This window comes from Pseudomonas sp. YeP6b (genome assembly GCF_025642995.1).
Lineage (GTDB): Bacteria > Pseudomonadota > Gammaproteobacteria > Pseudomonadales > Pseudomonadaceae > Aquipseudomonas.
The window spans coordinates 393,988-409,398 of sequence record NZ_CP080090.1 but is presented as its reverse complement, the minus strand read 5'-3'; the positions used below and the strand labels follow the sequence as shown (position 1 = coordinate 409,398).

At 58.1% G+C, this 15,411-nt stretch carries 1 protein-coding gene; it reads left to right on the top strand.

Annotated elements, in window-relative coordinates; genetic code table 11:
• The first annotated feature begins 208 nt into the window (after positions 1-208).
• Positions 209-15,379: a retention module-containing protein gene (locus tag KZH41_RS01855; RefSeq protein WP_263274269.1), complete on the top strand. Its 15,171-nt coding sequence runs from the start codon at positions 209-211 to the stop codon at positions 15,377-15,379.
• Positions 15,380-15,411 lie beyond the last annotated feature (32 nt).

The window sequence follows — 15,411 nt, the reverse complement described above, 5'->3', positions numbered from 1 at the left end:
TCGCCGCATAAATATCAATGTGACATTACGGAAGCGATTGTTTAGGATGGCGACCAGAAGGTCAATAGTTTGGCATAAACTAGATTGCTAAAAAATCTAGCCAATTATTTGACGTCATTAACATCATAGACTACGCCCCTCCTATCTGGCGTCCTAACTTGGGCTGCCACATGGATTTCATCAGAACGGAACACCGGAGAAAATTTTAATGAGCAGTGTTGTTGCCATCGTCAAAAGCATTGTTGGTCAAGTTTTCGTTATTTCTCCGGAGGGGGCGCGCCGCGTTCTGGTTGAAGGCGACCGCCTGTTTGCGGGTGACCAGATAGACACTGGCATGTCCGGCGCGGTCAGCCTTGAACTGGCCGATGGCCGCACGCTGGACTTGGGTCGGGATACTCAGTGGAGCGCCGATCTGCCGGACTCCAGCCTCGACTTGGCCGCCGCCACCGAGCAAGCCGCGCCTTCGGTTGCCGAGCTGCAGCAAGCCATCGCCGCCGGCGCCGACCCGACCACCGACCTGGAAGCCACTGCCGCAGGCGCCAACGCTACGGGTACCGGCGCGGCGGGCGGCGGCCACAGCGTCGTAGTGCTGGACGCGACCGCCGGCCGCGTCGACCCAACCATCGGCTTCCCGACCGGCCCGCTTGGCCAGGGCACCTCGACGCAAACTCAACTCACGGGCGCCCAAGGCTCCAGCGAAACAGGCAACCTGGTGTTGCAGCCCTCGACCCTGACCCTGAGCGCGACCCCGACCATCACCGAGGCGGGCGGCGTACTGACCTACACCGCCACTGTGACCCAGGCGCCGTCCAGCAACCTGAGCATCACCCTGTCCAACGGTGCGGTGATCACTATCCCTGCCGGCCAGACGACCGGCACCGTCAATGTACCGCTGGCGCCAAATGACAGCCCGTACATCGACCCAAGCCAGATCAGCGTCACCGTCACCGGCACCACCGGCGGCAACAACCTGGTGCTGACCATCGACCCTAACCCGGCCGTGACGCAGATTACCGACACCATCGACACCACCACCGTCACGCTGACGGCGGGTGAGACGGTGACTGAAGGCGGCCAGATCACCTACACCGCCACCTTGACCAACCCGGCGCAAACGCCGGTGACTGTCACCTTGAGCAATGGCTCGGTGATTACCATCAAGGCCGGCGAGTCCGTCGGCACGGTGGTCGTGGATACCCCGGCTAACGACGTTTACAACAATGGTTCGACCGTCTCGACCACCATTACTGGCGCGACCGGCGGCAACTTTGAAAATCTGGTACCGAGCACTACGCCTGCGGTTACTACGATTACGGACTCGATCGACACCACGACTGTCACGCTGACTGCTGGCCAGACCGTGACTGAAGGCGGGCAGATTACTTACACCGCGACCTTAACCAACCCCGCGCAGACCCCGGTGACTGTCACTTTGAGCAATGGCTCGGTGATCACCATCAAGGCCGGTGAGTCGGTTGGCACCGTAGTCGTGGATACGCCGGCTAACGACGTCTACAACAACGGTTCGACCGTCACGACCACCATTACCGGTGCGACCGGCGGTAACTTTGAAAATCTGGTACCGAGCACTACGCCTGCGGTCACCACGATTACGGACTCGATCGACACCACCACGGTCACGCTGACCGCAGGCGAGACCGTGACCGAAGGCGGCCAGATCACCTACACCGCCACCTTGACCAACCCGGCGCAGACGCCAGTGACTGTCACTTTGAGCAATGGCTCGGTGATCACCATCAAGGCAGGCGAGTCGGTTGGCACTGTAGTCGTGGAGACGCCGGCTAACGATGTTTACAACAACGGTTCTACCGTCAGCACCACAATTACCGGTGCAACCGGCGGTAACTTTGAGAACTTGGTGCCGAGCACCACGCCTGCGGTCACCGCCATTGTTGATTCGATCGACACCACTACCGTCACGTTGACGGCCGGTGAGACCGTGACCGAAGGTGGCCAGATCACCTACACCGCCACGTTGACCAACCCGGCGCAGACGCCGGTGACTGTCACCTTGAGCAATGGCTCGGTGATCACGATCAAAGCGGGTGAGTCGGTCGGCACCGTAGTCGTCGACACCCCGCCGAACGATGTATACGTCAACGGCAGCACTGTCAGCACCACTATTACGGGCGCGACGGGCGGCAACTTCGAAAACCTGGTGCCGAGCACGACACCAGCGGTCACCACCATCACAGATTCGATCGACACCACAACCGTGACGCTGACCGCGCCGACCGAGGCGAACGAAGGTGGTCAGATTACGTACACCGCTACGCTTTCTAACAAAGCGGGCACTGACGTAACGCTGAAACTCGACAACGGCTCGAGCATCACCATTAAGGCGGGCGACACCGTCGGCACCGTGACTGTCCCAGCGCCAAGCGATGACGTGTTCATCGATAAGAGCACTCAGACCGTCAAGATCACCGACACCGCTGGCGGCAACTTCGAGAAGTTGGAAGTTGCGGGCAATGGTGCGACCACGACGATTAACGACACCATCGACAAAGTTGATGTGGTTCTGACCGCGACCAACACTATCGGCGAAGGCGGCAACATCGTTTACACCGCTTCGCTGGTCGACAAGTCGGGTAACGCGGTGACCAACATCACCAACCCGTTGACCGTGACACTGGATAACGGCCAAACAATCACCATCGGCGTTAATCAGTCGAGCGGCAACGTCACGGTCGTAGCTCCTGATGATGTCTATAAAGGCGATCAAACCGTTACCACCGCTATCAAAGGTGTAACCGGCGGCGAGCACTTTGAAAATCTGGTTCCAGGGACCGATAAAGTCACCACAACTGTGACTGATACTCCGAGCACCGATAACACCACCACCGTTACGCTGACCGCCCCTGGCGCAGTTAACGAGGGCGGTGAGATTACGTACACCGCTACGCTTTCTAACAAAGCGGGCACTGACGTTACTCTGAAACTCGACAACGGCTCGACCATCACCATCAAGGCGGGCGACACCGTCGGCACTGTGACTGTCCCGGCGCCTAGCGATGACGTGTTCATCGATAAGAGCACTCAGACGGTCAAGATCACCGACACCGCTGGCGGCAACTTCGAGAAGTTGGAAGTTGCGGGCAATGGTGCGACCACGACGATTAACGACACCATCGACAAAGTTGATGTGGTTCTGACCGCGACCAACACTATCGGCGAAGGCGGCAACATCGTTTACACCGCTTCGCTGGTCGACAAGTCGGGTAACGCGGTGACCAACATCACCAACCCGTTGACCGTGACACTGGATAACGGCCAAACAATCACCATCGGCGTTAATCAGTCGAGCGGCAACGTCACGGTCGTAGCTCCTGATGATGTCTATAAAGGCGATCAAACCGTTACCACCGCTATCAAAGGTGTAACCGGCGGCGAGCACTTTGAAAATCTGGTTCCAGGGACCGATAAAGTCACCACAACTGTGACTGATACTCCGAGCACCGATAACACCACCACCGTTACGCTGACCGCCCCTGGCGCAGTTAACGAGGGCGGTGAGATTACGTACACCGCTACGCTTTCTAACAAAGCGGGCACTGACGTTACTCTGAAACTCGACAACGGCTCGACCATCACCATCAAGGCGGGCGACACCGTCGGCACTGTGACTGTCCCGGCGCCTAGCGATGACGTGTTCATCGATAAGAGCACTCAGACGGTCAAGATCACCGACACTACTGGCGGCAACTTCGAGAAATTGGAAGTTGCAGGCGATGGCGCGACTACCACGATCAACGACACCATCGACAAAGTCGATGTCGTCCTGACCGCGACCACCACTATTGGTGAAGGCGGCAACATCGTTTACACCGCAAGCCTTGTGGATAAAAACGGCGCGCCGGTGACTAACATCACCAACCCGCTGACCGTCACTCTGGATAACGGTAAAACCATCACCATCGGTGTGAACCAGTCCAGCGGCAACGTCACGGTTGTAGCTCCAGATGATGTGTACAAAGGTGATCAAACCGTTACTACGGCCATCAAAGGTGTGACTGGCGGCGAGCACTTTGAAAACCTGGTGCCAGGCACCACGCCGGTTAACACCACCGTCACGGATACTCCGGGCACCGACAACACCACGACGGTAACTCTGACTGCTCCGACTGAGGTCAGCGAAGGTGGCCAGATCACCTACACCGCGACCTTGAGTAACAAGGCCGGCACCGACGTCACCCTGAAATTGGATAATGGCTCGACCATCACCATCAAGGCCGGTGACACCGTCGGCACTGTGACTGTCCCAGCACCTAGCGATGACGTGTTCATCGATAAGAGCACTCAGACCGTCAAGATCACCGACACCGCTGGCGGTAACTTCGAGAAATTGGAAGTTGCAGGCGATGGCGCGACTACCACGATCAACGACACCATCGACAAAGTCGATGTCGTCCTGACCGCGACCACCACTATTGGTGAAGGCGGCAACATCGTTTACACCGCAAGCCTTGTGGATAAAAACGGCGCGCCGGTGACTAACATCACCAACCCGCTGACCGTCACTCTGGATAACGGTAAAACCATCACCATCGGTGTGAACCAGTCCAGCGGCAACGTCACGGTTGTAGCTCCAGATGATGTGTACAAAGGAGATCAAACCGTTACCACCGCTATCAAAGGCGTAACCGGCGGCGAGCATTTCGAAAATCTGGTTCCTGGGACCGATAAAGTCACCACGACTGTGACTGACACACCAGGTACTGATAACACCACGACCGTTACCCTGACTGCTCCGACTGAGGTTAGCGAAGGTGGCCAGATCACCTACACCGCGACCTTGAGCAACAAGGCCGGCACCGACGTCACCCTCAAGTTGGATAATGGCTCGAGCATCACCATTAAGGCGGGCGACACCGTCGGCACTGTGACTGTTCCGGCGCCTAGCGATGACGTGTTCATCGACAAGAGCACTCAGACGGTCAAGATCACCGACACCGCTGGCGGTAACTTCGAGAAACTGGAAGTTGCAGGCAACGGCGCAACTACCACGATCAATGACACCATCGACAAGGTCGATGTCGTACTGACCGCGACCACCACTGTTGGTGAGGGCGGCAACATCGTCTACACCGCCAGCCTTGTGGATAAAAACGGCGCGCCGGTGACTAACATCACCAACCCGCTGACCGTCACTCTGGATAACGGTAAAACCATCACCATCGGTGTGAACCAGTCCAGCGGCAACGTCACGGTTGTAGCTCCAGATGATGTGTACAAAGGAGATCAAACCGTTACCACCGCTATCAAAGGCGTAACCGGCGGCGAGCATTTCGAAAATCTGGTTCCTGGGACCGATAAAGTCACCACGACTGTGACTGACACACCAGGTACTGATAACACCACGACCGTTACCCTGACTGCTCCGACTGAGGTCAGCGAAGGTGGCCAGATCACCTACACCGCGACCTTGAGCAACAAGGCGGGCACTGACGTCACCCTCAAGTTGGATAATGGCTCGAGCATCACCATTAAGGCAGGCGACACCGTCGGCACTGTGACTGTCCCAGCGCCAAGCGATGACGTGTTCATCGATAAGAGCACTCAGACCGTCAAGATCACCGACACCGCTGGCGGCAACTTCGAGAAGTTGGAAGTTGCAGGCAACGGCGCCACTACCACAATCAATGACACCATCGACAAGGTCGATGTCGTACTGACCGCCACCACCACCGTCGGCGAAGGCGGCAACATCGTCTACACCGCCAGCCTTGTGGATAAAAACGGCACGCCGGTGACTAACATCACCAACCCGCTGACCGTCACTCTGGATAACGGTAAAACCATCACCATCGGTGTGAACCAGTCCAGCGGCAACGTCACGGTTGTAGCTCCAGATGATGTCTACAAAGGTGATCAAACCGTTACCACGACCATCAAAGGCGTGACTGGCGGCGAGCATTTCGAAAATCTGGTTCCTGGGACCGATAAAGTCACCACGACTGTGACTGACACACCAGGCACTGACAACACCACGACGGTAACCCTGACCGCTCCGACTGAAGTTAGCGAGGGTGGTCAAATCACCTACACCGCGACCTTGAGCAACAAGGCGGGCACTGACGTAACGCTGAAACTCGACAACGGCTCGACCATCACCATCAAGGCGGGCGACACCGTCGGCACTGTGACTGTCCCAGCGCCTAGCGATGACGTGTTCATCGACAAGAGCACTCAGACGGTCAAGATCACCGACACTACTGGCGGCAACTTCGAAAAACTGGAAGTTGCAGGCAACGGCGCAACCACGACGATCAATGACACCATCGACAAGGTCGATGTCGTACTGACCGCGACCACCACTATCGACGAAGGCGGCAACATCGTTTACACCGCCAGCCTTGTGGATAAAAACGGCACGCCGGTGACTAACATCACCAACCCGCTGACCGTCACTCTGGATAACGGTAAAACCATCACCATCGGTGTGAACCAGTCCAGCGGCAACGTCACGGTTGTAGCTCCAGATGATGTGTACAAAGGAGATCAAACCGTTACCACCGCTATCAAAGGCGTAACCGGCGGCGAGCATTTCGAAAATCTGGTTCCTGGGACCGATAAAGTCACCACGACTGTGACTGACACACCAGGTACTGATAACACCACGACCGTTACCCTGACTGCTCCGACTGAGGTTAGCGAAGGTGGCCAGATCACCTACACCGCGACCTTGAGCAACAAGGCCGGCACCGACGTCACCCTCAAGTTGGATAATGGCTCGAGCATCACCATTAAGGCGGGCGACACCGTCGGCACTGTGACTGTTCCGGCGCCTAGCGATGACGTGTTCATCGACAAGAGCACTCAGACGGTCAAGATCACCGACACCGCTGGCGGTAACTTCGAGAAACTGGAAGTTGCAGGCAACGGCGCAACTACCACGATCAATGACACCATCGACAAGGTCGATGTCGTACTGACCGCGACCACCACTGTTGGTGAGGGCGGCAACATCGTCTACACCGCCAGCCTTGTGGATAAAAACGGCGCGCCGGTGACTAACATCACCAACCCGCTGACCGTCACTCTGGATAACGGTAAAACCATCACCATCGGTGTGAACCAGTCCAGCGGCAACGTCACGGTTGTAGCTCCAGATGATGTGTACAAAGGCGATCAAACCGTCACTACCGCCATCAAAGGTGTAACCGGCGGCGAGCACTTTGAAAACTTAGTACCTGGCACCACGCCGGTTAACACCACCGTCACGGATACTCCGGGCACCGATAACACCACCACCGTTACGCTGACCGCGCCAAGCGCAGTCAACGAGGGCGGTGAGATTACGTATACCGCTACGCTTTCTAACAAAGCGGGCACTGACGTAACGCTGAAACTCGACAACGGCTCGACCATCACCATCAAGGCGGGCGACACCGTCGGCACTGTGACTGTCCCAGCACCTAGCGATGACGTGTTCATCGATAAGAGCACTCAGACGGTCAAGATCACCGACACCGCTGGCGGTAACTTCGAGAAGCTGGAAGTTGCAGGCAACGGCGCCACCACGACGATCAACGACACTATCGACAAGGTCGATGTCGTCCTGACCGCCACCACCACCGTTGGCGAAGGCGGCAACATCGTCTACACCGCCAGCCTTGTGGATAAAAACGGCACGCCGGTGACTAACATCACCAACCCGCTGACCGTCACTCTGGATAACGGTAAAACCATCACCATCGGTGTGAACCAGTCCAGCGGCAACGTCACGGTTGTAGCTCCAGATGATGTCTACAAAGGTGATCAAACCGTTACCACGGCCATCAAAGGCGTGACTGGCGGCGAGCACTTTGAAAACCTGGTGCCAGGCACTACCCCGGTTAACACTACCGTTACCGATACACCGAGTACTGCTGATACCACTACCGTCACGCTGACCGCGCCGAGCGCAGTGAACGAGGGTGGCCAGATCACCTACACCGCGACCTTGAGCAACAAGGCCGGCACCGACGTCACCCTGAAATTGGATAATGGCTCGACCATCACCATCAAGGCAGGCGATACCGTCGGCACCGTGACTGTTCCGGCGCCAAGCGATGACGTGTTCATCGATAAGAGCACTCAGACGGTCAAGATCACTGACACTACTGGCGGCAACTTCGAGAAACTGGAAGTTGCAGGCAACGGCGCAACCACGACGATTAACGACACCATCGACAAAGTTGATGTGGTTCTGACCGCCACCACCACTATCGGCGAAGGCGGCAACATCGTTTACACCGCCAGCCTTGTGGATAAAAACGGCACGCCGGTGACTAACATCACCAACCCGCTGACCGTCACTCTGGATAACGGTAAAACCATCACCATCGGTGTGAACCAGTCCAGCGGCAACGTCACGGTTGTAGCTCCAGATGATGTGTACAAAGGTGATCAAACCGTTACCACGGCCATCAAAGGCGTGACTGGCGGCGATCACTTTGAAAACCTGGTGCCAGGCACTACCCCGGTTAACACTACCGTTACCGATACACCGAGTACTGCTGATACCACTACCGTCACGCTGACCGCGCCGAGCGCAGTGAACGAAGGTGGCCAGATCACCTACACCGCGACCTTGAGCAACAAGGCCGGCACTGACGTCACCCTCAAGTTGGATAATGGCTCGAGCATCACCATTAAGGCGGGCGACACCGTCGGCACTGTGACTATCCCAGCACCTAGCGATGACGTGTTCATCGACAAGAGCACTCAGACGGTCAAGATCACTGACACTACTGGCGGCAACTTCGAGAAACTGGAAGTTGCAGGCAACGGCGCAACTACCACGATCAATGACACCATCGACAAGGTCGATGTAGTACTGACCGCGACCACCACCGTTGGCGAAGGCGGCAACATCGTTTACACCGCCAGCCTTGTGGATAAAAACGGCACGCCGGTGACTAACATCACCAACCCGCTGACCGTCACTCTGGATAACGGTAAAACCATCACCATCGGTGTGAACCAGTCCAGCGGCAACGTCACGGTTGTAGCTCCAGATGATGTGTACAAAGGTGATCAAACCGTTACCACGGCCATCAAAGGCGTGACTGGCGGCGATCACTTTGAAAACCTGGTGCCAGGCACTACCCCGGTTAACACTACCGTTACCGATACACCGAGTACTGCTGATACCACTACCGTCACGCTGACCGCGCCGAGCGCAGTGAACGAGGGTGGCCAGATCACCTACACCGCGACCTTGAGCAACAAGGCCGGCACCGACGTCACCCTGAAATTGGATAATGGCTCGACCATCACCATCAAGGCAGGCGATACCGTCGGCACCGTGACTGTTCCGGCGCCAAGCGATGACGTGTTCATCGATAAGAGCACTCAGACCGTCAAGATCACCGACACCGCTGGCGGCAACTTCGAGAAACTGGAAGTTGCAGGCAACGGCGCAACCACGACGATCAATGACACCATCGACAAGGTCGATGTCGTACTGACCGCGACCACCACTATCGGCGAAGGCGGCAACATCGTTTACACCGCCAGCCTTGTGGATAAAAACGGCGCCTTGGTGACTAACATCACCAACCCGCTGACCGTCACCCTGGATAACGGCAAAACCATCACCATCGGTGTGAACCAGTCCAGCGGTACCGTCACAGCTGTAGCGCCAAACGATGTCTACAAAGGCGATCAAACCGTCACTACCGCCATCAAAGGCGTGACCGGCGGCGAGCACTTTGAAAACCTGGTGCCAGGCACTACCCCGGTTAACACTACCGTTACCGATACACCGAGTACTGCTGATACCACTACCGTCACGCTGACCGCGCCGAGCGCAGTGAACGAGGGTGGCCAGATCACCTACACCGCGACCTTGAGCAACAAGGCCGGCACCGACGTCACCCTGAAATTGGATAATGGCTCGACCATCACCATCAAGGCAGGCGATACCGTCGGCACCGTGACTGTTCCGGCGCCAAGCGATGACGTGTTCATCGATAAGAGCACTCAGACCGTCAAGATCACCGACACCGCTGGCGGCAACTTCGAGAAACTGGAAGTTGCAGGCAACGGCGCAACCACGACGATCAATGACACCATCGACAAGGTCGATGTCGTACTGACCGCGACCACCACTATCGGCGAAGGCGGCAACATCGTTTACACCGCCAGCCTTGTGGATAAAAACGGCGCCTTGGTGACTAACATCACCAACCCGCTGACCGTCACCCTGGATAACGGCAAAACCATCACCATCGGTGTGAACCAGTCCAGCGGTACCGTCACAGCTGTAGCGCCAAACGATGTCTACAAAGGCGATCAAACCGTCACTACCGCCATCAAAGGCGTGACCGGCGGCGAGCACTTTGAAAACCTGGTGCCAGGCACTACCCCGGTTAACACTACCGTTACCGATACACCGAGTACTGCTGATACCACTACCGTCACGCTGACCGCGCCGAGCGCAGTGAACGAGGGTGGCCAGATCACCTACACCGCGACCTTGAGCAACAAGGCCGGCACCGACGTCACCCTGAAATTGGATAATGGCTCGACCATCACCATCAAGGCAGGCGATACCGTCGGCACCGTGACTGTTCCGGCGCCAAGCGATGACGTGTTCATCGATAAGAGCACTCAGACCGTCAAGATCACCGACACCGCTGGCGGCAACTTCGAGAAACTGGAAGTTGCAGGCAACGGCGCAACCACGACGATCAATGACACCATCGACAAGGTCGATGTCGTACTGACCGCGACCACCACTATCGGCGAAGGCGGCAACATCGTTTACACCGCCAGCCTTGTGGATAAAAACGGCGCCCTAGTGACCAACATCACCAGCCCGCTGACCGTCACCCTGGATAACGGCAAAACCATCACCATCGGTGTGAACCAGTACAGCGGTACCGTCACCGTCGTAGCACCGAACGACGTCTACAAAGGCGACCAGACCGTCACCACCGCGATCACTAACGTGACGGGCGGCGCGCATTTCGAAAACCTGGTGCCAGGTACCACGCCGGTTAACACCACGGTCACGGACACCCCGGGCACCACCGATCTCACCAGTGTCACGCTGACTGCCCCAACGGCCGTCAACGAAGGTGGCCAGATCACCTATACCGCCACCTTGAGCAACAAGGCCGGCAGCGACATGGTGGTCCAACTCGATAACGGTTCGAGCATCACCATCAAGCAAGGCGCGACCGTGGGTACAGTGACTGTCCCAGCGCCTAGCGATGACGTGTTCATCGACAAGAGCACCCAGACCGTCAAGATCACCGGCACTACCGGCGGTAACTTCGAGGGTGTGACTGTCACTCCAGGCGGCGCGACCACCACCATCAACGACACCATCGATGATGTGACCGTGGTGCTCAAGGCCACCGGTTCGGTGAGTGAAGGCGGTCAGATCGTCTACACCGCGTCCCTGGTCGACAAGAACGGTGCAGCGGTGAACAACGTCGGTTCCGACCTGGTGGTGAAGCTGGATAACGGCTCGACCATCACCATCGGCAACGGCAAGTCCAGCAGCACCACCACTGCCACCGCGCCTAACGACGTGTATGTCGGTGCCAACGATGTCAGCACCAAGATCACCAACGTGGTCAGCGGCGGCGACAAGTACGAGCACTTGATTGTCGACGGCAGCACCGTGACCACCAAGGTCACCGATGTGGTCACCAACACCACCATCAGCATCACCGGCGACGCGTCGGTGACGGAAGGCGGCACGGCGCACTACACCCTGACGCTGAGCAACCCGGCGCAAACCGACGTGACCGTAACGCTCAAGTACAGCGGCACCGCTACCGACGGTTCGGACTTCAATGGCGTGTACACCGTGAAGATCCCGGCCGGCTCCAGCAGCGTGCCGTTTGATATCCGCACCCTCGACGACAAGATTACCGAGCCGACGGAAAAAATCGTCATCACCATCGACAAGACCACCGGGGGCAACTTCGAGAACCTGGTGGTCGGCAATGGCAGCGTCAGCACCGATATCATCGACAACGATGCACCACCGGTCATCGACCTGGATGCCAACAACTCCAGTGGCGCCACCGGTGCCGACTACAAGACCTCATTCACCGAAGGCGGCACGGGCGTGTCGATTGCTGACACCGACATCAAGATTACTGACCCGGACAGCACTCAACTGACCGGCGCCACCGTGGTCTTGACCAACACCCAGCAGGGCGACGCGCTGAATTTCAGCAGCGTCACCGGCATCACCGTGGCCTCGGCGACAGACCCTGCCACCGGCAAGATCACTCTGACCCTGACTGGCACGGCGTCGCTGGCTGACTACATGCAGCAGATCAAGAACATCACGTTCACCAACAGCAGCCACGACCCGAGCACCACGCCGCGGACCATCACCGTGACCGTGACTGACGGCGGCAACTACTCCAACGTCGCCACCACCACGGTCAACGTAGTGGCGGTCAACGATGCGCCTGTGGCGACCGGCAGTGCTGTGACCGGCACCGAAGACACCCCGCTGGCCCTGACCTGGGCTAACTTCGGCGTGACCGACGTGGACTCACCACCAGCCAGCCTGGCGGTGAAAATCACCGACCTGCCCATTGCCGGCAAGCTGCAATACCTGGCGACAGACGGCACCACCTGGACTAACGTGACTGCCGGCCAGACCTTCACCAAAGCCCAGATCGACGGCGGCCAGTTGCGCTTCATGCCAAACGCCAACGAGTCCGGCGCCGATGGTTATGGCGGCAACGGTATCGGCAACAAGCAAGCCGATTACGCACAGTTCAAGTTCCAGCCAACAGATGGCAAGGACTTTGGCACCAGCGCCACGGTGAAAGTCGATATCACCCCAGTGGCCGACGCACCGACCCTGAATGTGGCCGACAACAACGTCAACTCGATCGGCTTGCTCAAGCAAAGCTGGAACAGCATTGCAGGCATTGGCTCTAACGGTAACGGCGCGTCAGCGACCGACCTGAAAAACGCTATTGATAAGGCCGGCACGCCGAACAGCAGCGGCGTCGTCACCAACGTCGAGTCCACCGAAAACGTCGCCGCAGGCGCGGGTTCGAAGATCTCCGGGCTGATGTATATGGAAGCCGGCAAGACCTACACCTTCAGCGGTACCGGCGATGACAGCCTGGTGATCAACGTCGGCGGCAAAGACGTGGCCAGCGCGCAGTGGGGCACCAACAGCGGCAAGTTCAGCGGCTCGATCACCCCGACGGTGAGCGGTTACTACAGCCTTGAAATCTACCACGCCAACCAGGCCGGCCCAGGCAGCTATGACGTCAACCTGTCGGTCAACGGCGCCACGGCCACAGACTTGAGCACCAGCGGCGTGCCGCTGTACACCGGCATCACCGACCTGACCAACGCCGGCGTAACCGTGTCCGACCTGCATGGCAGCAACGGTGACGGTTACTACGTGGGCTACAAGCTCAACGAAGGCCAGGAAAACGGCACCGTGAAGCTGTCCAAGGTCACCACTGCGCTGACCGATACCGACGGCTCGGAAACCCTGAGCGTGAAGATCAGCGGCATACCAGCGGGCTCGGTACTCACGGACGCTTCCGGGCACACCTTCACCGCGACCAAAACCGTAGGCGAAGTCAACGTGAACGGCTGGGACCTGAGCACCCTCACCATTAAGCCGCCGACCTACTACAGCGGCCAGTTCAACCTGACGGTTACCTCGACCTCCACCGAAAGCATCGGCGGTTCGGCGACTACTACCGCGCAATTGCCAGTCACGGTCTACCCGGCCACCTACAGCTCGATAACGGGCACCTCGGGCAGCGACACGATCACCGGCAGCGACGGCAACGACATCGTCGTGGCCGATATCGGCGGCCTGAACGTGGTGCAGGGCAAGAACTACAACATCGCGTTCATGGTGGACAGTTCCGGCAGCATGAGCACCGACTCTGTCAACGCGGCGAAGGCTTCGCTGACTTCGGTGTTCAATTCGCTGAAAGACAGCCTGGGCGCCAACACGTCGGGCACCGTGAACATCTTCCTGGCGGACTTCGATACCCAGGTGAACAAGTCAGTCGCGATCAACCTCAACGATCCAAACGCATTGACCTTGCTCAAGGCCGTGCTGGACTCGATGGCGTCGGGCGGCGGTACCAACTATGAAGACGTGTTCAAGACCACGGCCAACTTCTTCCAGAGCGGCCTGGCTACCGGCAACACCGGTGCCACCAACTTGACTTACTTCATCACCGACGGCAAGCCGACCTACTACCAGAGCGGCGAGCAGACCAACCCGACGATTTACAACACAAAACTCGACGACTTGGTGACGACGGCCAACTACACACTGGGGACAACGTTCAGCAAGTACCTAGATAACAGCCACGCCTTCACCATCGACGCCTCGGGCGCAGCTCAATTGCAAACCTGGAACGGCTCGCGCTGGGTCATTAACAACCTGGGCACCCTCCATGCCCAAGGTGATGGTACCTACGAGCTGTCCGACCGTTCAGGCTTGGGCAGCGACACCGATTCGTCGACGCTGAGCAACTCGAAAAGCGCCTTTGCACTGCTGGGTGGGTTGTCGCAAGTGGAAGCCATCGGTATCAACGGCGACGTCAGCCTCAACGACCTCAAGCCGTACGACAGCGATGGCAAGCCGCAAAGCAACATCGATCCGAAGGACCTGGCCAACGCGATCCTCGGCCACACTGAAGCAACGCTGCCCGGCGCCGACACCATCAGCGGTGGCGACGGCAACGACATCATCTTCGGCGACCTGGTGAGCTTCAGCGGGATTACCGGTGAGGGTTACAACGCGCTGCAGGCCTTTGTTGCACAGAAAACCGGTGTAGCCGTCACAGCCGTGACCGCCTCGAACGTGCACCAGTACGTCACCGAGCACTACGCGGACTTCGACGTGTCCGGCGCCAAGGACGGTAACGACACGCTGTTGGGCGGTGCAGGCGATGACATCCTGTTCGGCCAGGGCGGTAACGACACCCTGGACGGCGGCAAAGGCAATGACATCCTGCTGGGCGGCACCGGCAACGACACCTTGATCGGTGGCCAGGGCAACGACATCCTGATCGGCGGTTCGGGTGCCGACACCTTCGTGTGGAAGGCGGGTGACATCGGCAACGATGTGATCAAGGACTTCAAGGCATCGGAAGGTGACCGGATCGATCTGAAGGATCTGTTGAGAGGTGAGACCGACAGCACCATCGACAACTACCTCAAGATCACCACGGTAGACGGCGTGTCGACCTTGCAAGTCAGCACTGAAGGCAAGCTCAACGCCGCTGGCGGCCTGGCCAATGCCGATGTGACGATCAAGCTGGAAGGCAACGATTGGTCCCACACCAGCATCAACTCGCTGATCAGTGGTGCCGACCCAACCATCAAGATCGACCACACCGCCTAAGCTTCAGTTTATCGGCCGCCCCCAGGGGCGGC